We start from the raw sequence: 22,755 nt of genomic DNA on the forward strand, positions 1-22,755 counted from the left end.
CGGGTCAGCGTCCCTCGAAGACCGGCTTCTGCTTGGCGACGAACGCGAGCGTGGCCGCTCGGTGGTCGGCCGTGGCACCGCAGATCGACTGGGCCTGCGCCTCGGCGGCGAGGGCGTCGGCGAGAGTGCCGGCATCGGCGATGGAGAGTTGCCGCTTGATCGCCCCGTACGCGACGGTCGGGCCGGCGGCGAGGCGGGCGGCCAGTTCCTGGGCGACGGGCAGCACCTGCTCGTCGTCGTCGGTCAACCGGTTGAGCAGACCCAACCGGCAGGCCTCCTCGGCGCGGACCGGTTCGGCCAGCATCAGCAGCTCCACCGCCTTGGCGTGCCCGACCAGCCGGGGCAACGTCCAGGACGCGCCGGTGTCGGCGGCCAGACCGACCTTGGCGAAGGCCATCAGGAAACTGGTGGTCGGACCACCGATGCGGATGTCGGCCAGGAACGCCAGCGACGCGCCCGCTCCGGCGGCCATCCCACGGACCGCGGCGATCACCGGCTTGGGCAGGTTGGCGAGCCGGGCGGCGATCGGGTTGTAGTGCGCCCGAACGGTGCCCAGCGGGTCGGCGGAGCTGTTCTCCAGCGTCGACACGTGCTCGCGCAGGTCCTGGCCGGCGCTGAACGACCCGCCTGCCCCGGCCAGGACGACCGCCCGGCAGGACCTGTCGGTCTCCAACTGCGCCAGCGTGTCCCGCAGCGCCTCCTTGAGCGCCACGTCGAGCGCGTTCATCGCGTTCGGCCGGTTCAGCGTGAGGGTGACGACGGAGTCGGTCCGGTCGACCAGCAGCGGCTCGGTCACGTGTCTAACGACCCTTCTGTCGGACGATGCGGTTGCCGGCGTCGAGGCACTGTTCGACGTACCGGTCGGCGGCCGGCCGCAGGCGGGCCGCGTGCCGGTCGAAGAAACTGGCCGCGGCGGTGCCAGGCCACCGCTCGGGCAGCAGCGCCGGGGGCAGCTGCGGATCCTGGAAGAGGAACGTACGCCACGCGTGCACGAGGCGGAACCGCGCCGCGTACGCCTCCTCGTCGGTGCTGCGCACGGTGATCTGGGCGAGCAGCGGGCGCTGGTCCGCGACGAACCGTTCGTACGCGTGGCCGATCTCGGTCAGGTTCCACGCTCGCCGGACCACGCCCATCGCGCCGGGGGTGCCGGAGAAGTGCGAGGCGGTGAACCGCTCGAACCGGATGCCCGTCTCGGCGAGGAGCAGGTCGACATCCTCGCCGGGGCGGGTGGCGACCCAGGTCTGCTCGTCGAGCGTCCCGTAGCCGAGGAAGCTCAGGTTGGCGGCGAGCCGCTGGCGGTCACGTCGGGAGCCCGGGGCCTCCAACACCAGCAGATCGAACCGGCCGTCCCAGGTGACCCGGCCGGTCCGGTAGATCCGGGCGGCTGCCTCGTCGAGTCGCCGGGCGGCTTTCGGTGTGATCGAATATCCCGGACCGGAGACCAACCGGAGTGGCTCGAGCCAACCCTGGCGCACCATCCGGGACACGGCGGTGCGAACTGCCGGCGGCGCGATTCCCAGCGGCGCCAGCAGCTTGACCAGGGCAGCAACCGGTGCCCGGCCACCCCTGGGACGGAGGTGGTCGCCGTACAGGTCGAAGAGTGCCGACCGTGCCTGCATGACCGCACATTGTGACAGGCCTTCTCAAGATAAGCTAGATGCTGTTACATCAATGCTGCTCCGGTTTGGGTCCGGCGGTGTTCATCAGGGAAAATCGTTTGTCGACACCCCCGTGACCGTTGCGGGTGGTCGTGACGAAGTGGCTGTGGGGCAACCCACCGACCCTGGTGTAGGTCTGAGGGGAGACAACATGGCGGCGATGAAGCCGCGGACGGGCGACGGTCCGCTGGAAGTCACCAAGGAGGGGCGGGGCATCGTCATGCGGGTCCCGCTGGAGGGCGGTGGCCGGCTCGTCGTCGAGATGACTCCCGACGAGGCCAACGCGCTCGGTGACGCACTGAAGGCAGCGGCCGGCTGAGTAAGGAGTGCTCCGGGCGGCGTGAGCCGCCCGGACCGTTCTTCGGACCCTGAGCCACCGGAATCGCCGGTGGCTCAGGGTCTTCAACGCTGCGGGCAGGTGGGTTCGCTTCCGGTCCGCGACATTTTCCTGGAGGTTCGGTTCCGCGTGCTCGCCATCCGTCTGATCGCCGAGCCGGACCGGCTCGACGCTCTCGTCCTGCCTGTCCGACCCGCCGACTCGACGGCGGGCGGTGATACCTCGGCCGCGCCTCTGTCGACCGCCGTGGCACCCCCGGACGGCACTGCCGAGGAGGCCGCCGCGCTGGCGCCAGCGGCCCGACTGACGGGCCGAGCCGGCGAGATCCACACCCAGCTGCGCCCCGGGCGTACCCCCGGCCGGCTGGTGCTGCTCGGCATCGGTGGCGGGGACGAGGCGGCCTGGCGGACGGCCGGCGCGACAGTGGCCCGCGCCGCCTCGGCTGAGACGCATATCACCATCGCGCTGCCGGCCGAGGTGACCCAGGCCGCCGTGCGCGGACTGGCCGAGGGTCTGCTGCTCGCCGCGTACCGGTTCCGGCTCACCGAGGCCGGCGACCGACCGGCGCTCACCGGCGTCGACCTGCTGCTCAGCGATCCGACCCGGTACGAGGACAGCGTCGCCACGGCCCGGACCACCGCCGCGATGACCCATCTCGCCAGGGACCTGACCAACACCCCCTCCTCGGTGAAGACCCCGCAGTGGTTCGCCGACCAGGTGGCCTCCGCCGCGGCCGATCTTCCGGATCTGCGGTTGCGGGTCCGTGGCCCGGCCGAGCTGACCACCGAGGGCTTCGGCGGGATCCTCGCCGTCGGCGGTGGCTCCGCCAGTGGACCCCGGCTCGTCGAACTGGACTGGCACCCCGCCAACGCGCGTACGCACGTGGTGCTGATCGGCAAGGGCATCACCTTCGACACCGGCGGCATCTCGATCAAGCCGGTCGCGTCGATGAAGCTGATGCGCAAGGACATGGCCGGCGCGGCCGCTGTCGTCGCCGCCACCCTGGGTGCCGCCGCGCTGCGACTGCCGGTCCGGGTCACCACGTTGACCCCGCTCGCCGAGAACATGGTCAGCGGCTCGGCGTTCCGCCCGGGGGACGTCATCCGGCACTACGGCGGCACGACCAGCGAGACGACCAACTCCGACGCCGAGGGTCGACTGGTCCTCGCCGACGCGCTGGCGTACGCGGTGCAGCAGCTCAAACCGGACCTGCTGCTCGACCTGGCCACGCTCACCGGCGCTAACTCGGTGGCGCTGGGCAAGCGCACCGCCGCCCTGTACAGCGAGAACGACGAGCTGGCTGCCGGCGTGCTGGCGGCGGCCGAGGCGGCCGGCGAATCGGCGTGGCGGATGCCGCTGCACACCGACTACGTCGAGTACCTCGGCAGCGAGATCGCCGACCTGTACAGCGCACCGGCACAGGGTGCCGGCTCGGTGCTGGCCGCGCTCTACCTGCGCGAGTTCACCGGCGAGCTCCGCGACCGCTGGCTGCACCTGGACATGTCGGCCCCGTCCTGGGCCGACGGCGACCAGGCCGAGGTCAGCCGCGGCGCCACCGGCTGGGGCGTCCGGTCGCTGCTGCGCTGGCTCGCCGACGTCAACTAGGGCCTGTTTCATAAGGGCGGCCGAGCCGAGGCGGAGTCCGGGCGGCGATCCGGCAAGGCGCGGTTTCGTCCGGATACCGGTGTCGTATCCAGACGAAACCGCAACGCCGCCGGTCGTCGTCCGGGCCCGCCGCAGGCCGGCCAGTCCTTATGAAACAGGCCCTAGGGCGTGAGGTCGGAGACCCGGCTCGATCCGGCGCGGGCCTGGGTCAGCACTTCACCGCGGCGAGCAGCCCGTGCCCGACCGGAAGCAACGCGGGGATCCAGTGCTCCGACTCCCGGACCGCCTTGATCGTCTCGCGAACCGTCACCGTCTCCGCGTCCCGGGCGGCCGGGTCGCCGATCCGGTCGCTGGCCAGCACGCCGTTGAGCGCCAGCACGCCCCCCGGCCGCAACAGCCGCAGCGCCGCCTCCACGCAGGCGTGGAAGCCGGTCGCCTCCGCGTCCACGAAGACCAGGTCGTACGCGCCGTCGGCGAGCCGGGGCAGCACGTCCAGCGCGCGACCGGTGATGATCCGCGTACGCCCGGCCGCGAAGCCCGCCTCGGCGAAGATGCGCCGGGCGATCCGCTGGTGCTCCACCTCGACGTCGATCGTGGTGAGCACGCCGTCGGCACGCATGCCGCGTAGCAACCAGACGCCGCTCACCCCGGTACCGGTGCCGATCTCCACCACCGCACGGGCATTGCCGGCGGCGGCCAGCAGCCGCAACGCCGCTCCCGCGCCGGGGGTGACCGCGTCGAGGCCCACTTCCCGGGCCAGGCTGCGGGCGGTACGCAGGACGAGATCCTCGGTGACGTACGACTCCGCGAACTGCTGAGCGTGCGTCGTCGAACTGCCGGAACCGGCGACCGTGGCGATGGGGCACCTCCGGGGGCGGTGCGTGGTGCGGGGGCGGGTTGGCACTGTGAGCGTAGAGGCGACCGTCGTGGGGCGCAGCCGCGCCTCCGCCGGAAGCGATCACCGGGGCAACCGCTGACTGCACCGCGCCCATCCGTGCAATCCTGGAGGCGGTATCCCGTCAGCCGCGACCAGACCGGCCCGTGGCCGGGCGACGCGGCGCGGGATCCGGGGACGGACTGGGAGGCACCGACGTGACCGACGGCTGGGACTGGCGCCGGGGCGGTGAGACTCCGGATCCGGCGCGACCGCCCGGGGCAGGAGCCCCGCCGGTGGGGCCGACCATGCCGGGGGCTGACCGCGCGCCCCTCGCCTCGCCGGGAGGTGGGCCGGCACCGGGCTGGCCGGGGGCTCCCGTGGGGCCGGCACCGGGCTGGCCGGCGGCTCCCGTGGGGCCGGCACCGGGCTGGTCACCCGCTCCCGTGGGGCCGGCGTCCTCGGCTGGACCGGCTGCGGGTTGGCCGGCGTCTTCTGCGGTGCCGGCGTCCTCGGTCGGACCGGCACCGGGCTGGCCGGCACCGGCTGCGGGCGGGCCCAACCCGGCCGACGCGTCGCCCTGGTGGTCCGACGCCCTCGCCGACCCGTGGCGCGACCCGGCGGCACCGACAGCTGTGGTGGTGCCCGGAATGGTCGCCCCCGGCACCGAGCCCGAGCCGGTCACCGACCCCGATGCGCCGGGCCGGCCGACGGTGCGCCAGCTGCTGCTCATTCCCGTGATCACCGCGCTCCTGGCCGGCACCCTCGGCGGTGCGCTGGGCTACGCGTTCGCGGTGCGCGGCGGCGCCGGTGCCGCGGTTCTCGGTGCTGCGCCCGCCGAGGCGCCGGCACTGGCGCAGCGCAAACCGGAGTCGCTGGCCGGGGTCGCCGAGCGGGTCCTGCCCAGCGTCGTGACCGTACGGGTGAGCAGCCTCGGCGGGACCAGTGAGGGCTCCGGATTCATCGCCACCGCCGACGGCCATGTGATCACGAACGACCACGTGGTGGCCGGCGGCACCGGCAAGGCCTCGGTGGTCTTCAACGACGGCAGCACCGCGCCGGCGACCATCGTGGGGCAGGACGCGGAGTCGGACATCGCCGTGATCAAGGTGAGTCGTCCCGGGTTGCGGCCCGTGGAGTTCGGCGACTCCGACGCGCTGGCGGTCGGCGACCCCGTGCTCGCCATCGGTTCGCCGTTGTCGCTGGCCAACACGGTGACCGCCGGCATCGTGAGCGCCCTGGACCGGACGATGCAGGCCGGCGAGCCGGGCGGGCCGGTGCGTTACTACGCCGCCATCCAGACCGACGCCGCCGTCAACCACGGCAACTCGGGCGGCCCACTGGTCGACGGCGCGGGCCGGGTGGTCGGGGTGAACTCCACCATCAAGTCGCTCGTCGCCGAGGGGCAGGAGGCGGGCAACATCGGGCTCGCCTTCGCCATCCCGATCAACCAGGCCAAGCGGGTGACCCAGGACATCATCGGCACCGGCAAGGCCCGCCGTACGGTGATCGGCGCCCGGGCGGACGGCCCGACCGGGGTCGTCGGGGGTGGCCTGCGGCTGGCCGAGGTGGAGCCGTCCGGGCCAGCGGACGGTGCCGGCTTGAAGGTCGGCGACGTGATCCTCAAGATCAACGGACGGCCGATGACCGAGCCGACGGACCTGACCGCGTTGGTCCGCAAGTACGCGCCGGGATCGGTCGTGACGGTCGAGTATCGGCGGGGCTCCGCCCGGCAGAACACCTCGGTAACTCTCGCCGCGGATGCGAAGTGAACAGCGGTGTACCCCTTGCCCGAAAGCCGTCTGGCGTGCGTAGTCTTGCTGCTGACGCCGTGAGGAGGCCCGCGGGATGCTCGACAACCTGAACTGGTGGGAGATCGGTGCGCTGCTGCTCCTGGCGCTGTTGATCTTCGGCGACCGGCTCCCCGCCGTGATCACCGACGGCCTGCGGTTGGTGCGCAACCTGCGCAACATGGCCCGCAACGCCACCGGCGACCTGAGCCGTGAGCTGGGCACCGACATCCAGCTGGAAGACCTGCACCCGAAGGCGTTCATCCGCAAGCACCTCCTCAGCGAGGAGGACGAGGCGGCCATCCGCAAGCCGCTGCAGGGCGTTTACGACAACCTGCGCGCGGACGTCAGCGGCGTACACGACGACCTGAAGGACGTGGCCAACGCCGCCGACCTGCGGTCCGACGGGGCCCGCTCCGGCACGGCCACCAGCAGCCCCTCCGCGCCGGCCCCCCGCGTCAGCTACGACGACGCCACCTGACCGGCTGGTACCCGCGCTGCCAGGGCTCGGCCGGCTGATGTCCGCCCGGGCCGGACGGCTGCTCTGATCACTCGGTTTTCCGGAAGTCGGCCCGTCAACCGGCGCCGGACACCGCGACTTCCGGAAACCCGAGTCGATCATGTGCGCCCCCGGCCCGCCCCCGGCCCGCCGGCCGCCCGCCGCCGGCTGCCCCGCTGGCCATGTCCGTGGAGACGACTCAGCCCGCCGGCCAACAGCGGCCGACGGGCTGGCGGTGGTCGTTGTTGGTCAGCGACCGGCGGGCTTGAGGCCGAGGGGCTTGCCGAGCAGCGACTCGCGGCGCACGGCGAGCCGGTCGGCGATCGCGCCGAGTGCCTGCGCGGCCGGGGACTCCGGCTCGGCCAGCACGACCGGGTTGCCGGCGTCGCCGGCCTCGCGGACCCGGGTGTCCAGCGGAATCTGACCGAGCAGCGGCACCTGCGCGCCGATGGTCCGGCTCAGCGACTCGGACACCGCCGCACCACCGCCGGCGCCGAAGATCTCCATCCGGGAACCGTCCGGCAGCTCCAGCCAGGACATGTTCTCGATGACGCCGACCACCCGCTGGTGGGTCTGCAGGGCGATCGCCCCGGCTCGTTCCGCCACCTCGGCGGCGGCGGTCTGCGGGGTGGTGACGATCAGGATCTCCGAGTTGGGCAGCAGCTGGGCCAACGAGATGGCCACGTCACCGGTGCCCGGCGGCAGGTCGAGCAGGAGCACGTCCAGGTCGCCCCAGTAGACGTCGGCCAGGAACTGCTGCAGCGCCCGGTGCAGCATCGGGCCGCGCCACACGACGGCGGCGTTGCCGGAGGTGAACATGCCGATGGAGATGACCTTCACGCCGTGCGACTGCGGCGGCATGATCATGTCTTCGACCCGGGTGGGTCGGCCGTCCGCACCGAGCATCCGGGGCACCGAGTGGCCGTAGATGTCCGCGTCGACCACCCCGACGGAGAGCCCCCGGGCGGCGAGCGCCGCCGCCAGGTTGACAGTCACGCTGGACTTGCCGACGCCACCCTTGCCGCTGGCCACCGCGTACACGCGGGTGCGCGAGCCGGGCTGGGCGAACGGGATGACGGGCTCCTCGGTGGCGCCGCCGCCACGCAGCTGCGACTGCAACGACTGCCGCTGCTCCGGGGTCATCACACCGAAGTCGATCTCCACGCCGGTGACGCCGGGCACCGCGGCGACGGCGGCGGTGATGTCGGTCCGCAGCTTGTCCTTCAGCGGGCAGCCGGCGACGGTGAGCAGCAGTTCGACGCGTACGACACCGCTGGCGCCGATCGTGGCGGAGCGGACCATGCCCAGCTCGGTGATGGGCCGGCGGATCTCCGGGTCGTTGACGGTGGCCAGGGCGGCCTGGATCGCGTCCTCGACGGTGCTCACGGGTGCTGACATGCCCGCAATGCTACGTCGAGGGGCATCCGTTGCCGCCGCTGCCCGGGGCGGTGTGAGCCAATCGATGACCCGTTGGTCAGCCCTCCGACCGGCGCGGGGCGGTGCCGTCCGGCCGGGCGTCCCGGGTGAGGTCGCCGTCCAGGTCGTCGCGGGGTTCGTCCAGGCCGACACCGTCGTTCGGGCGGTGCGCACGCCGCTCCTGCCGGTTGTCCTTCTCCTGTTGGCGGCGCTCCAGGCGCTGCCGGCGTTGGCCCATCTCGTCCAGCTCCTCGGCCAGCCGGGCCAGCTCGGAGCGGAGGAAGTCGCGGGTGGCGACCTCACCCAGGGCGATCCGCAGGGCCGCGATCTCCCGGGCCAGGTACTCGGTGTCCGCCTTCTGCGCGGTGGCCCGCCGCCGGTCCTCCTCCAGGGCCACCCGGTCCCGGTCGGCCTGCCGGTTCTGGGCCAGCAGGATCAGCGGGGCCGCGTAACTGGCCTGCAACGACAGCACCAGGGTCAGGAAGGTGAAGGTGTACGGGTCGAAGCGCAGGTCCGCCGGGGCGAGGGTGTTCCAGACGAACCAGATCGTGATCACCACGGTCATCACGACGATGAAGTTCGCCGTGCCCATGCCCCGGGCGATGCCCTCGGACCACCGGCCGAACGCCTCCGCGTCGAACCGGGGCAGCTTGACACCCCGGGGCTCGCGTGGCTGGTCGAGACGCTCCGTCCGCCGCTGGTCAGCCATCTGTGCCGTCCAGCGCGGTGTCGGTGCTGCCCGAGGCGGTCAGCGCGTCACGGTCCCGCCAGTCGCGGGGTAGCGAGTGGTCCAGCACGTCGTCGACAGTCACGGCGCCGACCAGCCGATTGTTGCGGTCGATCACCGGCATGGCGACCAGGTCGTAGGTGGCCATCCGACGGGTGATCTCCGGCAGCGGGGTGGTGGGACGAAGTGGGTCGATGTCGTTGACCACCACCTTGCCCAGCAGGTCGGCCGGCGGTTCGCGCAGCAGCGCCTGGAAGTGCACCATGCCCAGGTAGCGGCCGGTCGGGGTGTTCTGCGGCGCCCGGGTCACGAAGACCTGCGCGGCGACGGCGGGGGAGAGCTGGGGCTCCCGGATCCGGGCCAGTGCCTCGGCGACGGTGGCGTCCGGCGGCAGGATGACCGGCTCCGAGGTCATCACACTGCCCGCCGTGCCGGGGGTGTACTTCAGCAGCTGACGTACCGGGTCGGCCTCGTCCGGCTCCATCAGGTCCAGCAGCACGTCCTGCTCGGGTGGGGGCAGTTCGTTGAGCAGGTCCGCGGCGTCGTCCGGGTCCATCTCCTCCAGGACGTCGGCGGCCCGCTCCCGGTCGAGGGCGGCGAGGATCTCCACCTGGTCGTGTTCGGGCAGTTCGCTGAGCACGTCGGCCAGTCGCTCGTCGTTCAACGCGGCCGCGACCTCGTTGCGCCGCGCGTCGGGCAGGTCCTGCAACGCGTTGGCCAGGTCGGCGGGGCGCATGTCCTCCAGTACGGCGAGCAGGTTCGCCGTACCCCGGTTGTCGGCGATGCCGCTGAGCCCGCGCACCCGGTCCCACTCGACCTGGTGCAGGTGGCCGCGGCGGCTGAGCCGACCGGTCTGCTCGCGGACGGCGACGCGGGTCAGTGACCATTCGCCACCCCTGGTGCACTCCATGGCGACGTCCACGACCGCGCCCGGCTGGCCGCCCGGGTCCAGTTGCACCCGCCGGTCGAGCAGTTCCTGGAGCACCAGCAGCTCGTTCGGTCGCTTCTCGAACCGGCGCAGGTTGAGGGTGCCGGAGCCGAGCACGACGGCGTCCGCGTCGATGGAGGTGATCCGGTTGATGGACAGGAAGATCCGACGACGCATCGGCATCTCGGCGACCAGCCCCACCACCTCCGGGGGACGCTTGGTCGCCCGGAGCCGTGCCACGGCGTCACGGACCCGCCCCACCTGGTCACCGTTCGGGTCGAAGACGGCGACTCCGGCGAGACGGGCGATGTAGACCCGGGTCGGCGTGCTCACGCGCACCAGCCTAAGCGCCTACTGTTTATCAACATGTCGACCTTGGCCTACGAGATCGTGGACGTCTTCACCGATCGCCCCTTCGCCGGCAACCCGCTGGCGGTGGTGTTCGGCGCGGAGGCGCTGGCCACCGAGCAGATGCAGGCGCTCGCGCTGGAGTTCAACCTTTCCGAGACGGTGTTCGTGCTGCCACCGACCCAGGTCGGCGCCACCTACCGCGCCAGGATCTTCACCCCGGTGGAGGAGTTGCCGTTCGCCGGGCACCCCAGCGTCGGCGCGGCGGTCACCGCGTGCCGGCGGGGGATGTTCGGTGTGGGGCAGGTCACCCAGGAATGCGGGGCCGGTGTGCTGCCGATCGAGGTGACCGCGTCCGGGGCGACGTTGACCGGTGGCACCCCGACCCTCGGGCCGGAGCTGGATCCGGAGCCGTTGCTGGAGATCGCCGGGCTGGCCGCCGACGACCACGTCGGGCCCGCGCCCCGGGTCGCCGGCTGCGGGCTGGAGTTTCCGTACCTGCCGGTGCGGCCGGAGTCGGTGGCCCGCGCCCGGGTGAACGCGGCGGCGGCGGAACGGTACGGGGTGTCGCACGTCAGCGTCTTCTCCTGGGACGCGGCAGCGCAAACCGCGCACGCCCGGGTCTTCGTGCCGGGGATGGGCGTTCCGGAAGACCCGGCGACCGGTTCGGCGGCGCTCGGCCTGGGTGTCTGGCTGGTGGCGAGTGGTCTGCTGCCCGGCGAGGGGCGGTCGGAGTACGCGGTCCGCCAGGGCGTGGAGATGAACCGCCCGTCCGCGTTGGCCTGCACGGTCACCGCGGCGGACGGCGCGGCGGTCGGTGCGACGGTCACCGGTCAGGTGATGCCGGTGGCCCGCGGCGAGATCGCCGTGCCGCCGTTCGTGGGCTGAGCGCAGGCGCCGATGCGGGAGGATGCGGGTGTGACGGACAAGGACGCCCCCGGGGGCACCCCACTGGTCGACGAGGCGATGAAGAAGGCCGCCGTGGCCTGGGTCAGCGTTGCCGGTGGGCCGGCGCTCGCGCTCTGGTGCGCCCCGCTGGAGGGCGCGCTCCTGGTGGTCAGCGGGCCGGGTGAGCAGGCCGCGCCGGGTCTGGCCGACGCGACCGAGGCCCAGGTCACCCTGCGCGGCGACCACGGCGGTCGGATCGTCACCTGGCCGGCCCGGGTGAGCCGGTTGCAGCCGGGCACCGAGGCGTGGGACACCACCGCCCCGCTGGTGGCGGCGAAGCGTCTCAACGCGCCCGGACCGACCGCCGACCTGGTGGCCCGCTGGGCCGCCGACGGTTGCGCGGTGAACCGCCTCGTCCCGGCCGGTACGCCGCTGGCTGGCGCGGAGTTGCCGGCCGACGCGCAGGCCGAGCCGCCCCGGGCGACTCCGGCGGTGCGAGCCACCCGTAAGCCGTTCCGGCTGCACCGGGTCCGCCGCCGCTGATCAACGGATCAGTCCGCCCGACCGCCGACGCCCGCCACCGCCGCGTCGTGGTCGACCAGGGCGAGCACCTCACCCAGGGTCCCGAGCGTCGGGCCGCGCCAGTCCCGGTCGGCGTTGAACACCATGTGGGTGGCCAGATCCGGTGCGGCGAGCCGGACGGCTGTCATCCCGGCCCGCTCGGCGCCGGTCAACTCCTGGCTGCCACCGTCACCGACGTAGAGACAGTCGCCCGGGGTGAGCCCGAGCCGCTGGCAGGCGGTCAGGTAGAGCGTCGGGTCCGGCTTGCACCGGCCGACCTGCACCGAGAAGACCTGTACGTCGAGCAGCGGGGCGACCGCCAGCTGCGGCAGGAAGGCCGGCAGTTCGTGCGTACAGTCGCTGATCACGCCGGTGCGCAGGCCGCGCTGGCGCAGGGCCGCCAGCACCGGCACCGCGTCGGCCCGCAGCCAGGTGTCCGCGCGGACCGCCAGGTGCCGGGACGCCACGGCCGCCCGCACCGCCTGGTCACTGGGGTGTACGCCGACCTGGGCGCACACCCAGCGCAGGGTCGCCTCCGCGTTGCCGAACCGGCCACTGGCCCGCTCGTAGTAGGTGCGGTTCAGCACCTCGGACAACGCGTCGGTGGGGCACCCGAGCAGCTCGGCGGTGCCGGCGTGCGCGGCACCGCGTTGCACCGAACGGGTCAGGGTGCCGAAGAAGTCGAACAGCACCGCCTGGTAGCTGGACATGGGGGAACGCCTCCGGGCGGTCGAGGGTCGCCGGCGCGGACCCGCGTGATCGTAACGGAGTGATGACCCTCCGTGTCGACCGTCATACGTGTGAGGATTACGTCCCGTGCCCCCACCTTCACCTCGACCGACAGTGGATCCGTTGACCACCGGCGCGGTCGGACTGGCAGTGGTCGCCGTGTCGTCGTCAGCGCCGCTGATCGCGTACGCCGCTGCCCCCGCCCTGGCCATCGCGTTCTGGCGCAACCTGCTCGCGGTGGCCGTACTGAGCCCTGTCGCGCTGGCCCGGCGTCGTGCCGAGTTCCGCCGGTTGACGGTGGGCGCGGGCCGACGGGAGGGACTGTTCTGCGTCCTGTCCGGGGTCGCGTTGGCCGGGCACTTCGCGACCTGGGTGCCGAGCGCCCAGCTCACCACGGTCGCCACGTCCACCGCGCTGGTCGCCACCCAGCCGGTCTGGCAGGGGCTGATCGCCCGCGCTCAGGGGCGACCGCTGCCCCGGGTGGTGTGGGTCGGCATCGCGGTGGCGGTCGGCGGCGCGGCGATCGCCACCGGTGTGGACGTGGGTGTCTCCGGCCGGGCCGTCCTCGGCGACGTGCTGGCGCTGACCGGCGCCATGTTCGCCGCCGTCTACACCGCCTTCGGCGAACGGGCCCGGACCAGCATCAGCACCACCACCTACACCACCATCTGCTACGGGATCTGCGCGCTGATCCTGCTGGCCCTGTGCCTGGTCGGTGGCGTACGACTGACCGGGTTCGACGGGCGTACCTGGCTGGCCATCCTGGCTCTGGTGGCCGGTGCCCAACTGCTCGGGCACTCGATGTTCAACTACGCCCTGCGGAAGATCCCGGCGACCACGGTGAGCGTGCTGATCCTGCTGGAAGCGCCCGGCGCCGCACTGCTCGGCTGGGCCTGGTTGGGTCAGGTGCCCCGCCCGTACGCGCTGCTCGGGATGGCGTTGCTGCTGGCCGGTGTCGCGGTGGTGGTGCTGGGTGGCGGTCGGGCCGCGCGCCGGGGCGCGTCTCCCGCGCGGTTGGCTAGCCCTCCCGCACCTCAATGACCCGGGTCGTCGGGGCGGCCTCACCCAGCTCGCCGCGCAGGGCCGCCCGGTCCGGGTCGACGAGGAACGACTCGTACCCGGCCCGGGAGTCGAACCGGATCACGTGCACCTCGGTCTGGCCGTCGGTGCCGCGCAGTCGCCGCTCCAACCAACCGCCGTGCCGCCCCAACAGGGCCAGCACGGCATCCTCGTAACGCCGCCCGGCGGCCTCCGCCCCGACGGTGAACTCGACGACCGCGACGAGTGTCAGCCGGCCGGCCACCTCAGGTGTCCAGACCGACGGCCTTGGCGCTCGCCGCCCACAGCCGGGCGGCGAGCTGTGGATCGGCCGCCTTCCGCAGGGGCCGACGCGGCCGGCGGTCGACGTAGTAACCCCCGTTGATGAGCCGGGAGCGGTCCTGGTTGGCCAGCCACACCAGCGTCTCGGCGCCCTTCTCCGGGCTGCGGAAGGGCATGAAACGCATGCCGAATGCGACCAGCCTGCTGTCGTTGGCGAACCGGGTGCGAACCACCCCGGGGTGGAAGCAGTACGCGGAGATGTCCGGCCAGCGCCGGGCGGCCTCGGCGGTGAACAGGATGTTCGCCTGCTTGCTGGTGCCGTACGCGCCCATCGGCCGGTAGTCACGCAGCGGCCTGTTGAGGTCGTCCGGGTCCAGTGCGCCGAAGCGGTGCGCGCCGGAGGCGGTCACCACCACCCGGCCCACCCGGTCGGCGAGCAGACTGGTCAGCAGGAACGGGGCCAGGTGGTTGGCCTGGATCGACATCTCGAAGCCGTCGACGGTGCTCAGTGGTTGCAGCGCGATCGCGCCGGCGTTGTTGGCGAGCACGTCGATCCGGTCGTACGCGGCCCGGAGCTGGGCGGCCAGTCGGCGTACGTCGTCGAGGACCGCGAAGTCGGCCCGGAACAGCTCCGGCCGCTCGCCGGAGGTCTCCCGGACCCGTTCGGCCGCCGCCTGCAGCCGGGCCGGGTCCCGCCCGACCAGCACCACCTGGTCGCCACGGCAGGCGAGGTGCACGGCGGCGGCCAACCCGATGCCGGAGCTGGCCCCGGTCACCACCACCAGTCGACGCCCAGTGAGATCTTCCACAGGTCCATTCACCCCGGTCATGGCGCGAGGTTACCGTGGCGTCACAACGACCTTTGGGATCGTTAAGGTTTCGGATCTGTCGTCAGGTGGCGTCGGCGTGCCCGCCGGACGCTGGAAGGAGCGCATCCATGGCCGCAGTCGGTCGCCCCCGCAGGTCCTGCCTCGCCGTACCGGGTTCCAGCGTGAAGATGCTCGGCAAGGCCCAGGGGCTCCCGGCCGACCAGGTCTTCCTCGACCTGGAGGACGCCGTCGCCCCGCTGGCCAAGCCGGACGCGCGCAAGAACATCGTGGCCGCGCTCAACGAGGGTGACTGGGCCGGAAAGACCCGGGTGGTCCGGGTCAACGACCTGACCACCCCGTGGACCTACCGGGACGTCATCGAGGTCGTCGAGGGTACCGGCGCCAACCTGGACTGCATCATGCTGCCGAAGGTGCAGACCGCCGAGCAGGTGCACTGGCTGGACCTGCTGCTCACCCAGATCGAGAAGACCCTCGGCCTGGAGGTCGGCCGGATCGGCATCGAGGCGCAGATCGAGAACGCCGCCGGCCTGGTCAACGTGGACGCGATCGCGGGCGCCTCGCCCCGGGTGGAGACCATCATCTTCGGCCCGGCCGACTTCATGGCGTCGATCAACATGAAGTCGCTTGTGGTCGGTGCGCTGATCCCCGACTACCCGGGCGACCCGTACCACTACATCCTGATGCGGATCCTGATGGCCGCCCGGATGCACGACAAGCAGGCCATCGACGGCCCGTTCCTGCAGATCCGCGACGTGGACGGGTTCCGTGAGGTGGCCAAGCGTTCGGCCGCGCTGGGCTTCGACGGCAAGTGGGTGCTGCACCCCGGCCAGATCGACGCCGCCAACGAGGTCTACCAGCCGGCGCAGGCCGACTACGACCACGCCGAGCTGATCCTCGACGCGTACGAGCACTACACCTCGGAGGCCGGCGGCAAGCTCGGCGCGGTGATGCTCGGCGACGAGATGATCGACGAGGCGTCCCGCAAGATGGCGCTGGTGGTCGCCGCGAAGGGCCGGGCCGCCGGGATGAGCCGTACCTCGTCGTTCACCCCGCCGGCGCAGTGACGGGCCGGGCCGGGACGGCGGCCGCCGGCTTGTCGACCCGGCTCGACAATCGGCGGTACGCCGGCCCGCCCGCCGGTCAGTAGCTGCCGCTGTCGTTGCTCGTCGCGATCGCGTAGATGATCGCGGCGGCGTAGATGGCGAGCACCAGCACCAGGAACCCGGTGAGGATCCAGCCGATGATGATGGCGGCCTTCGCCATCCCCGCGCCGCCCTCGCCGCTGATGCGGATCTGCTTCTGCGCGACGTGCCCGAGGATCGCGCCGATCGGCGCGGTGATGCAGGACGTGAAACCGATCATGGCCAGCACGAACGCGGCGATGGCCAGTCCGTTGGTCTTCGGCGGCTGCGGGTAGCCGTAGCCGGGGTACTGCTGCGGGTAGCCGGCCGGGGCGTACCCGGGCGGGGCGTACTCGGCCATCGGCTGGGTGGCGGGCGCCTGCGCGCCGGCGTACGGGTCGACCGGGGCGTACGGGTTCACCGGGGCGTACGGGTTTGTCGGACCGTACGGGTCGACCGGGCCAGGCTGCGGGGGCACCGGCTGACCGGCCACCAGGGTCGGGTCGGGTGTGGGGCTCGATGGCGGGGCCGACCAGGTGGGATCGCTCCAGTTGCCGGGCGGCGGGGGATTTGTCATGCGAACTCTCCGTCAGGTCGGGGTGCGGAGACAGGGTAGCCACAGCCACCCAAACCCGATGCCCCTGCTTCCGGGTGCCGCGTTGCCCGGGCCGGTCGTAACGGGCAGGATCCCTGGCATGGCATTCGACGCGCGCGCTGCGGACCGCTCCGGCAGTCGACCCCGACGGGACGTCAGCCGTCCGGGCGCGGCCCGGCGGGCCCGGACGGCCGCCCCGGCGGGCAGCTCGGGCAGCGACGAGCCGGTCGCGCTCGCCGATCCGGTGACCATGCGTCTCGACGGGCGGGTCGCCCTGGTCACCGGGGCGGGCAGCCCGGACGGCATCGGGTACGCGACAGCCCGGCGACTCGCCGACCTCGGTGCCCGGGTGGCCATCGTGTCGACCACCCGACGCATCCACGAGCGGGCGACCGAGCTGGGGGTGACCGGTTTCGTCGCGGACCTGACCGACGAATCCGAGGTCGGCGCACTGGCCGACGCGGTCGCCGAGCAGTTGGGTGACGTCGAGGTGCTGGTCAACAACGCCGGCCTGGCCAGTCGCGCCAGCCAGGGCGTGCTGCGACCGGTGGCCCAGCTGAGCTACGACGAGTGGCGTGGCGAGATCGACCGCAACCTCTCCACCGCGTTCCTGTGCAGCAGGGCGTTCATCGGGGGAATGGCCGAGCGGGGCTGGGGTCGGATCGTCAACCTGGCGGCCACTGCCGGCCCGGTCAACGCCCTGCCCACCGAGGCCGCGTACGCCGCGGCGAAGGCCGGGGTGGTCGGGCTGACCCGGGCCCTGGCCATGGAGATGATCGCCGACGGCGTGACGGTGAACGCGGTGGCGCCCGGCACCATCTACACAGCGGCGTCCACCATGGCCGAGATCAAGCAGGGGCTGGGCACGCCGGTGGGGCGACCGGGCACGCCGGACGAGGTCGCCGCGGCGATCAGCTTCCTCTGCTCGCCGGCCGCCTCGTACATCACCGGGCAGATGCTGGTGGTGGACGGTGGCAACAGCGTCCGCGAGGCCCGTTTCCGCTGACCGGAACGCTCCGCACCCGCGCGTCGGTCAGTAGCCGCCGCTGTCGCCGTTGTTGGCGAAGGCCACCAGCGCCAGCCAGCCACAGCAGGCCAGCACGGTGAGCCCGGTGAAGACGTAGCCCAGGATCAGCCCCCAGGTGGCGAGCTGGTCGCCGTCCTCGCCGCTGGTGCGGATCTGCCGTTTGGCCACGTGGCCGAGGACCGCGCCGGCCGGCGGAAACACGAAGGCGAACACCAGCGACAGGATCGCCAGCACGTTGGTGCGCTGCCCCGGCCCGGACGGCGGCGGGCCGTACTGACCGTAGGGGCCCTGCGGGGGGTACGGCGGCTGCTGGCTCCAGTGCGCCGACTGCTGCGGCCGCTGGTCACCGTACGACGGCTGGTCGCCGGGTGGCCCGTACGGTGAACGTTCCGCTGGTAGCTCGTACGCCGGCTGGTCCGGCTGCGGCGCGTACGGCTGTTGGCCGGCCGGCGGTGGCGCGTACGGCGACTGGTCAGCTGGTGGTTCGTAGGGCGACGGCGGCGGCTCGTCGCCGGGTGGTCCCGACGGCGGCGGGTGGCTCACAGCTGTCCTCCTCCTGCCGGTGCCGGAAAAGTCCCTCTTGCCGGACGCTACCCGCAGCGGTGAACCTTTTCACAGCGGTTGTGTGGACTGGTCACCTTGGCCTCGCCGACCCGAGAGACCGATACTGACCCAGCGTTCAGTTACCCACGAGTAGTGCGCGGATCCCCGGAGGCTGTGATGGCTCGACTCGCCCAGACGCCCGGCCTGACCGATGTGCAACAGTCGATCCTGGAGACCGTTCGGGACTTCGCGGACAAGGAGATCATCCCGCACGCGCAGCGGCTGGAGCACGCCGACGAGTACCCCACCGACATTCTCGACGGCATGCGCGAGATGGGGCTCTTCGGCCTCACCATCGACGAGGAGTACGGCGGGCTCGGCGAATCGCTGCTCACCTACGCGCTCGTGGTGGAGCAGCTGTCCCGAGGCTGGATGTCGATCTCCGGCATCGTCAACACCCACTTCATCGTGGCGTACCTGATCTCCCAGCACGGTTCCGCCGAGCAGAAGGCCCGCCTCCTGCCGAAGATGGCCACCGGCGAGGTGCGCGGAGCGTTCTCCATGTCCGAGCCCGAGACCGGCTCCGACGTCTCGGCGATCAAGTCCCGGGCCGTCCGTGACGGCGACAGCTACGTGCTCAACGGGCAGAAGATGTGGCTCACCAACGGGGCGTACTCCTCGGTGGTGGCCACACTGGTCAAGACCGACACCGGCGCGGAGTCCGTCTACGGCAACATGAGCACCTTCCTGCTCGAGAAGGAGCCGGGCTTCGGCGAGACCGCTCCCGGCCTGACCATCCCCGGCAAGATCGAGAAGATGGGTTACAAGGGCGTCGAGACCACCGAGATGGTGCTCGACGGGGTGACGGTGCCCGACTCCGCGATCCTCGGCGGCGCTGACCAGGTGGGCCGTGGCTTCTACCAGATGATGGACGGCATCGAGGTGGGCCGGGTCAACGTGGCCGCCCGCGCCTGCGGCATCTCCATCCGCGCCTTCGAGCTGGCGGTGCAGTACGCCCAGCAGCGCAAGACCTTCGGCCAGCCGCTCGCCAGGCACCAGGCGATCGCGTTCAAGCTCGCCGAGATGGGCACGAAGATCGAGGCCGCGCACGCCCTCATGGTCAACGCCGCCCGGCTCAAGGACGCCGGCCAGCGCAACGACGTCGAGGCCGGGATGGCCAAGCTGCTCGCCTCGGAATACTGCGCCGAGGTCGTCCAGGAGGCGTTCCGCATCCACGGCGGCTACGGCTACTCCAAGGAGTACGAGATCGAGCGGCTGATGCGGGAAGCCCCGTTCCTGCTCATCGGCGAGGGCACCTCGGAGATCCAGAAGACCATCATCAGCCGAGGCCTCCTCAAGGAGTACAAGATCTGATCCCCTTTACCTCCGCGATCTTGCACTTCCTGTCGTCACATAACCCGCTTGACGGGGCGAAACGCCGACCGAAAGTGCAAGATCGCGGGGGTGGGGGTCAGGTCAGGCGGGTTAGCGCGTTCACGGCGCGTTCCACGGCCAGGCAGCGGTCTTCCACGTAGTCCATGCCAGCCTCTTCGGCGATCCGCCGCGCCTCGGCCGAGACGATGCCCAACTGCAGCCAGACCGCCGGGGCGCCGATCGTCGCCGCGTCGCGGACGACCTGCACGGCGTCGGCCGCCGGCCGGAACACGTTCACCAGGTCGACCGGGTGCGGGATGTCCGCGAGAGTCTTGTACGCCCGCTCCCCGAAGAGTTCATCGACCGACGGGTTGACCGGGATGATCCGCCAGCCGTGTCGCTGCATCTGCAATGGCACGCCATGTGCGGCCTTGTTGGGGTCGCGGGACGCGCCCACGACGGCGATCACGGCGGAGTCGGCGAGGATCTGCTGAGCGGTACGCACCCGCCGACTGTAGCTCCGACTACAGCAGTGTCAGCTGCTCGGCTGCCGACCGTGGCGGCGGCTCGGGCAGGGTGCGGTTGTCGCCCCGCTCCCCGCGGTGCAGCCCGTGCCGGCGGGAGGCGATCCGCACCCGCGCGGTCAACTCCCGCTGGTACGCCTGCGGGGCGTACGCGCCGGCCCGGTAGAGCTCGCGGTAGCGGGGCACGAGGTGCGGGTGCTCGCGGGCGAGCCAGTGCGCGTACCACTCCCGGGCGCCCGGACGCAGGTGCAGGGGCAGGGCGGTCACGCTGGTCGCACCGGCGGCGGCGATCGCCGACACGGTGGCCTCGATCGACTCGTCGCTGTCGCTGAGGCCGGGCAGGATCGGGGCCATCAGCACGCCGACGGAGAGACCCGCGTCGGTGAGCGCCCGGACGGCGTCCAACCGGCGGCGGGGGTGCGGTGTGCCCGGCTCGACGGTGCGCCAGAGGTGCTCGTCGACGAACCCCACCGAGAACGAGATGCCCACCGTTGTCACCTCGGCGGCCTGACGCAGCAGCGGCAGGTCGCGCAGGATCAGCGTGCCCTTGGTGAGGATCGAGAACGGGTTGGCGAAGTCCCGCAACGCGGCGATGATCTGCGGCATCAGCCGGTAGCGGCCCTCGGCGCGCTGGTAGCAGTCCACGTTGGTGCCCATCGCCACGTGCGCACCCCGCCATTTCGGCGCGGCCAGCTCCCGCCGGACCAGCTCGCCGGCGTTGACCTTGACGATCACCTTCCGGTCGAAGTCCGCGCCGGCGTCGAGATCGAGGTAAGTGTGAGTGTTTCTCGCGAAGCAGTAACGGCATGCATGAGAACAGCCCCGGTACGGGTTGATCGTCCACTCGAACGGGACGCGGGACTGCCCGGGCACCCGGTTGAGGATGGACTTGGCCTGCACCTCGTAGAAGGTCATCCCGGCGAACTCGGGGGTGTCGAAGGTGCGGGCGACGGCGCCGGGCAGCGCCAGCGGCAGGGGTGGCGTCGCTGGCGCTGCCCGCTCGGGGTCTCCCTCGACCGGGGGAGCGGTGAGGTTGTCCCAGCGCATGGGCACTATTCGAACACGTGTACGAGGCGAGCGCAAGTGACCCGCCGTACACCGGTGGGCGTCCGGGCGGTCGGAGAGGGGAGGATGGACGCCATGGAGACGTCGACCTTCGTCTACGACGGGGACTGCGCGTTCTGCACGAGCTGCGCGCAGTTCATCGAGCGCCGCATCCCCACCACCGCGAGGGTGGTGCCGTGGCAGTTCGCCGACCTGGACGCGCTCGGCCTCACCGTGGCCGAGTGCGAGGAGGCCGTGCAGTGGGTCGGCGCGGACGGCGCGCGTGCCGCCGGCCCGGACGCCATCGCGAAGCTGCTCGCCGCGAGTGGTCCGCTCTGGCGGGTCGCCGGTGCCGGCCTGCGGATCCCTCCGGTACGGGCTGCGGCCTGGCCGGTGTACCGCTGGGTGGCGCGTAACCGGCACCGCCTGCCGGGCGGCACTGCGGCCTGTTCCCTGCCGCAGGAGGCGCGGGAGCGGCTCTACGGCCCGGCCGGTCGCCCGAGCACCGGAGCCTGATCGTCGAACGCCCGCTCCGCGCCGGCTCCCACCGGACCCCGGTCGGGTGGCACCGGCCCGGTGTCGGTGTCCGCCGGGCTCGTCTCCGGCGCGTCCGTCGGTGCCGAACCGGACGTGTGGCGGCCGACGAGCCGACGGGCCCAGACCAGCGGGCGTACCCGTTCCAGCGGTAGGAAGCTGGTCATCGCGGCCAGGTGCGGTGCGAACGAGATCGTGATGGTCGCGATGGTGACCGCGTGGAACGAGTAGAAGAAGCCGACCATGGCGAGTCGCCAACGGGGTGGCAGCAGGAAGACCACCGGGCTCAGCAGCTCGAACGCCACGATGCCGAACTGGGCGACGATGAGCAGGTACGGCACCTGGGCGATCAGGTCCGCCAGGTCGGTGCCGCGCCGGATGATCGCGCGGGCCAGGACCGAGCCGGTCAGCCAGTCCAGACCGCCGAAGCGCAGCTTGGCGAAGGCGGCCAGGAAGTACGTGCAGATCACCGCGATCTGGGTGACGCGCAGGGCCCAGCCGCCGGCCTCGGTGCGGGTGGTGTCGCCGTGGCGGGCGCGACCGGCGGTGGGCAGCACGGCCAGCGCGACGAGCAGCCCGAACCGGTCGTGGTCGACCTTCCCGTAGCTCATCGCGATGATCATCCACTCCAGGTACAGCGCGCACACCGCCCAGCCGAGCAGTCGGGGCGCCCGTCCGGTGGCGGCGAGGAGGGCGAGCAGCAGCAACGCCCAGAAGATCACCGTCACCAGCGTCTCGGTCGGCGTCGGCAGTGGGAGCAGACGGCCGATCAGGAGCGGTTGGTACAGGTCGCCGGGCACGCTGACCCGGGTGCGTACCCAGGGGGTGAAGATCACCAGGTCGGCGGCGACGAACAGGTAGATCAGGGTGCGGAACGCGGCCACCCGGCCCCGGGGCACCGCCTCGGTCAACCAGCGGCTCATCGGGCGGCCTGCCAGCGGACGACCGTCTCATCGGTGTGTTGACCGGTCGGTCGGCCGGCGCGAATGCCGTGCCAGCGGATGACGATGCGGACCTCGACCAGCGCGGGGGCGTCCGGGTGGCGTTCGGCGTACGCGTCGGCGACCTCGGTGAGCAGCGTCGGGTCTGCCGCGTAGCGGGCCTGCTGACCCTCGATCTCGGCGCGGCGGATGCCGGTCGCGTTCTGGTCGAGGTCGATCACCGCCCCGGAGGTGTTCACCCCCTCGACGCGGGTGTCGGGCGCGGGTGCGTTCGGCGGGTTCGAGGTGGAGTACATCCGGAACGGGCCGAACGGGAAGTCGTCGTCGCTGCCCCAGAAGGTGCCGAGGACGAGCAGGACGAGACCCAGTGCGGTCGCGCCCAGCCGGGTCACGCGCCCGCGGGTGGTCAGGTTCTCCATCGGGTCGTGACGATACGGGATGTACCGACTGCTTCGGGTCCCTCCGACGGCCAGTTCGGCCTGACCAGGCAGGTGATCATGCGCGCGGGTGGGGGTACGACGAAGGCCGGGCCCGTGTCGGGC

Annotated in this window: 26 protein-coding genes; 11 read left to right on the forward strand and 15 right to left on the reverse strand. The window is 72.1% G+C overall.

From position 1 onward, the window contains the following. Nucleotides 1–4: 4 nt before the first annotated feature. Together AB0C03_RS31435 and AB0C03_RS31440 are read right to left on the reverse strand one after the other, a co-directional pair. Nucleotides 5–796 (reverse strand): enoyl-CoA hydratase-related protein, encoded by a 792-nt coding sequence (locus tag AB0C03_RS31435; protein ID WP_210866503.1) that lies wholly within the window; start codon nucleotides 794–796, stop codon nucleotides 5–7. A gap of 4 nt (nucleotides 797–800) precedes the next feature. Beyond that, nucleotides 801–1,619: a PaaX family transcriptional regulator gene (locus tag AB0C03_RS31440; protein ID WP_030329243.1), complete on the reverse strand. Its 819-nt coding sequence runs from the start codon at nucleotides 1,617–1,619 to the stop codon at nucleotides 801–803. 190 nt (nucleotides 1,620–1,809) lie between these two features. On the opposite strand from AB0C03_RS31440, the gene AB0C03_RS31445 reads away from it, so the two are divergent. Beyond that, nucleotides 1,810–1,977 (forward strand): DUF3117 domain-containing protein, encoded by a 168-nt coding sequence (locus AB0C03_RS31445; RefSeq protein WP_007455245.1) that lies wholly within the window; start codon nucleotides 1,810–1,812, stop codon nucleotides 1,975–1,977. A 147-nt stretch (nucleotides 1,978–2,124) separates the two neighbouring features. After that, nucleotides 2,125–3,600 carry a leucyl aminopeptidase family protein gene (locus AB0C03_RS31450; protein ID WP_357640923.1) on the forward strand — a complete coding sequence of 492 codons (1,476 nt, stop codon included), beginning with the start codon at nucleotides 2,125–2,127 and terminating at the stop codon, nucleotides 3,598–3,600. Nucleotides 3,601–3,808: 208 nt separating this feature from the next. Here AB0C03_RS31450 and AB0C03_RS31455 read toward each other — a convergent pair whose 3' ends face one another. After that, nucleotides 3,809–4,378 carry an O-methyltransferase gene (locus tag AB0C03_RS31455; RefSeq protein ID WP_030329239.1) on the reverse strand — a complete coding sequence of 190 codons (570 nt, stop codon included), beginning with the start codon at nucleotides 4,376–4,378 and terminating at the stop codon, nucleotides 3,809–3,811. 596 nt (nucleotides 4,379–4,974) lie between these two features. On the opposite strand from AB0C03_RS31455, the gene AB0C03_RS31460 reads away from it, so the two are divergent. Together AB0C03_RS31460 and AB0C03_RS31465 are read left to right on the forward strand one after the other, a co-directional pair. Further along, nucleotides 4,975–6,246, forward strand: coding sequence for a S1C family serine protease (locus tag AB0C03_RS31460; protein ID WP_307857905.1), 1,272 nt, complete (start codon nucleotides 4,975–4,977; stop codon nucleotides 6,244–6,246). 76 nt (nucleotides 6,247–6,322) lie between these two features. Then, the gene (locus AB0C03_RS31465; protein ID WP_030329235.1) at nucleotides 6,323–6,745 is read left to right on the forward strand and encodes a twin-arginine translocase TatA/TatE family subunit; all 423 of its coding nucleotides are present in this window, start codon (nucleotides 6,323–6,325) and stop codon (nucleotides 6,743–6,745) included. Nucleotides 6,746–7,012: 267 nt separating this feature from the next. Here AB0C03_RS31465 and AB0C03_RS31470 read toward each other — a convergent pair whose 3' ends face one another. The 3 genes from AB0C03_RS31470 to AB0C03_RS31480 all read right to left on the reverse strand — a co-directional run bounded on the left by AB0C03_RS31470 (nucleotide 7,013) and on the right by AB0C03_RS31480 (nucleotide 10,167). Next, entirely contained in the window at nucleotides 7,013–8,161 is a 1,149-nt protein-coding gene (locus AB0C03_RS31470) for an Mrp/NBP35 family ATP-binding protein (protein WP_030329233.1), read from the reverse strand. A gap of 76 nt (nucleotides 8,162–8,237) precedes the next feature. Further along, nucleotides 8,238–8,888 (reverse strand): DUF1003 domain-containing protein, encoded by a 651-nt coding sequence (locus AB0C03_RS31475; protein ID WP_030329231.1) that lies wholly within the window; start codon nucleotides 8,886–8,888, stop codon nucleotides 8,238–8,240. Beyond that, nucleotides 8,881–10,167: a magnesium transporter MgtE N-terminal domain-containing protein gene (locus AB0C03_RS31480; RefSeq protein ID WP_030329229.1), complete on the reverse strand. Its 1,287-nt coding sequence runs from the start codon at nucleotides 10,165–10,167 to the stop codon at nucleotides 8,881–8,883. Before AB0C03_RS31480 ends, AB0C03_RS31475 begins: the two co-directional genes overlap by 8 nt. A gap of 33 nt (nucleotides 10,168–10,200) precedes the next feature. On the opposite strand from AB0C03_RS31480, the gene AB0C03_RS31485 reads away from it, so the two are divergent. Both AB0C03_RS31485 and AB0C03_RS31490 read left to right on the forward strand, forming a co-directional pair. Then, nucleotides 10,201–11,070 (forward strand): PhzF family phenazine biosynthesis protein, encoded by an 870-nt coding sequence (locus AB0C03_RS31485; RefSeq protein ID WP_210861882.1) that lies wholly within the window; start codon nucleotides 10,201–10,203, stop codon nucleotides 11,068–11,070. 12 nt (nucleotides 11,071–11,082) lie between these two features. Continuing rightward, nucleotides 11,083–11,613, forward strand: a complete 531-nt coding sequence (locus tag AB0C03_RS31490; protein ID WP_051708197.1) for a hypothetical protein — start codon at nucleotides 11,083–11,085, stop codon at nucleotides 11,611–11,613. 8 nt (nucleotides 11,614–11,621) lie between these two features. On the opposite strand, the gene AB0C03_RS31495 is transcribed toward AB0C03_RS31490, so the two are convergent. Next, complete coding sequence (locus AB0C03_RS31495; RefSeq protein WP_030329223.1) at nucleotides 11,622–12,341, reverse strand: HAD family hydrolase; 720 nt, start codon at nucleotides 12,339–12,341, stop codon at nucleotides 11,622–11,624. 106 nt (nucleotides 12,342–12,447) lie between these two features. Here AB0C03_RS31495 and AB0C03_RS31500 point away from each other — a divergent pair, with 106 nt between their 5' ends. Next, a complete protein-coding gene (locus AB0C03_RS31500; protein WP_030329221.1) occupies nucleotides 12,448–13,401 on the forward strand; it encodes a DMT family transporter in 954 nt (317 codons plus the stop codon). Here the strand turns inward: AB0C03_RS31500 and AB0C03_RS31505 are convergent. Both AB0C03_RS31505 and AB0C03_RS31510 read right to left on the reverse strand, forming a co-directional pair. After that, the gene (locus tag AB0C03_RS31505) at nucleotides 13,379–13,663 is read right to left on the reverse strand and encodes a hypothetical protein (RefSeq protein WP_210863933.1); all 285 of its coding nucleotides are present in this window, start codon (nucleotides 13,661–13,663) and stop codon (nucleotides 13,379–13,381) included. The two genes, AB0C03_RS31500 and AB0C03_RS31505, sit on opposite strands and share 23 nt — an antisense overlap. A gap of 1 nt (nucleotide 13,664) precedes the next feature. Next, nucleotides 13,665–14,489 carry an SDR family NAD(P)-dependent oxidoreductase gene (locus AB0C03_RS31510; protein ID WP_210866621.1) on the reverse strand — a complete coding sequence of 275 codons (825 nt, stop codon included), beginning with the start codon at nucleotides 14,487–14,489 and terminating at the stop codon, nucleotides 13,665–13,667. A 128-nt stretch (nucleotides 14,490–14,617) separates the two neighbouring features. Here AB0C03_RS31510 and AB0C03_RS31515 point away from each other — a divergent pair, with 128 nt between their 5' ends. Further along, nucleotides 14,618–15,574, forward strand: a complete 957-nt coding sequence (locus AB0C03_RS31515) for an HpcH/HpaI aldolase/citrate lyase family protein (RefSeq protein WP_357640873.1) — start codon at nucleotides 14,618–14,620, stop codon at nucleotides 15,572–15,574. Nucleotides 15,575–15,650: 76 nt separating this feature from the next. On the opposite strand, the gene AB0C03_RS31520 is transcribed toward AB0C03_RS31515, so the two are convergent. Continuing rightward, nucleotides 15,651–16,208 (reverse strand): DUF4190 domain-containing protein, encoded by a 558-nt coding sequence (locus AB0C03_RS31520; RefSeq protein WP_357640876.1) that lies wholly within the window; start codon nucleotides 16,206–16,208, stop codon nucleotides 15,651–15,653. A 118-nt stretch (nucleotides 16,209–16,326) separates the two neighbouring features. Between AB0C03_RS31520 and AB0C03_RS31525 the strand changes: the two genes are divergently transcribed. Further along, on the forward strand, nucleotides 16,327–17,232 hold the full coding sequence (locus AB0C03_RS31525) for an SDR family NAD(P)-dependent oxidoreductase (RefSeq protein ID WP_030329208.1): 906 nt from the start codon (nucleotides 16,327–16,329) through the stop codon (nucleotides 17,230–17,232). 27 nt (nucleotides 17,233–17,259) lie between these two features. On the opposite strand, the gene AB0C03_RS31530 is transcribed toward AB0C03_RS31525, so the two are convergent. Beyond that, nucleotides 17,260–17,796 carry a DUF4190 domain-containing protein gene (locus tag AB0C03_RS31530; protein WP_030329206.1) on the reverse strand — a complete coding sequence of 179 codons (537 nt, stop codon included), beginning with the start codon at nucleotides 17,794–17,796 and terminating at the stop codon, nucleotides 17,260–17,262. 177 nt (nucleotides 17,797–17,973) lie between these two features. Between AB0C03_RS31530 and AB0C03_RS31535 the strand changes: the two genes are divergently transcribed. After that, a complete protein-coding gene (locus tag AB0C03_RS31535; RefSeq protein ID WP_210866597.1) occupies nucleotides 17,974–19,170 on the forward strand; it encodes an acyl-CoA dehydrogenase family protein in 1,197 nt (398 codons plus the stop codon). Between the two features lie 97 nt (nucleotides 19,171–19,267). On the opposite strand, the gene AB0C03_RS31540 is transcribed toward AB0C03_RS31535, so the two are convergent. Both AB0C03_RS31540 and AB0C03_RS31545 read right to left on the reverse strand, forming a co-directional pair. After that, nucleotides 19,268–19,675, reverse strand: coding sequence for a CoA-binding protein (locus AB0C03_RS31540; protein ID WP_030329201.1), 408 nt, complete (start codon nucleotides 19,673–19,675; stop codon nucleotides 19,268–19,270). 19 nt (nucleotides 19,676–19,694) lie between these two features. After that, the gene (locus tag AB0C03_RS31545; RefSeq protein ID WP_357640882.1) at nucleotides 19,695–20,741 is read right to left on the reverse strand and encodes an Rv2578c family radical SAM protein; all 1,047 of its coding nucleotides are present in this window, start codon (nucleotides 20,739–20,741) and stop codon (nucleotides 19,695–19,697) included. A 93-nt stretch (nucleotides 20,742–20,834) separates the two neighbouring features. Here AB0C03_RS31545 and AB0C03_RS31550 point away from each other — a divergent pair, with 93 nt between their 5' ends. Beyond that, nucleotides 20,835–21,254: a thiol-disulfide oxidoreductase DCC family protein gene (locus tag AB0C03_RS31550; protein WP_030329196.1), complete on the forward strand. Its 420-nt coding sequence runs from the start codon at nucleotides 20,835–20,837 to the stop codon at nucleotides 21,252–21,254. Here the strand turns inward: AB0C03_RS31550 and AB0C03_RS31555 are convergent. Together AB0C03_RS31555 and AB0C03_RS31560 are read right to left on the reverse strand one after the other, a co-directional pair. Beyond that, on the reverse strand, nucleotides 21,218–22,195 hold the full coding sequence (locus AB0C03_RS31555) for an HTTM domain-containing protein (protein ID WP_357640885.1): 978 nt from the start codon (nucleotides 22,193–22,195) through the stop codon (nucleotides 21,218–21,220). The genes AB0C03_RS31550 and AB0C03_RS31555 overlap by 37 nt on opposite strands. Beyond that, entirely contained in the window at nucleotides 22,192–22,632 is a 441-nt protein-coding gene (locus AB0C03_RS31560; protein ID WP_030329192.1) for a hypothetical protein, read from the reverse strand. The genes AB0C03_RS31555 and AB0C03_RS31560 overlap by 4 nt, the downstream gene beginning before the upstream one ends. Nucleotides 22,633–22,755: the final 123 nt, after the last annotated feature.

This window comes from Micromonospora parva, from assembly GCF_040649675.1.
Classification (GTDB): domain Bacteria; phylum Actinomycetota; class Actinomycetes; order Mycobacteriales; family Micromonosporaceae; genus Micromonospora; species Micromonospora parva.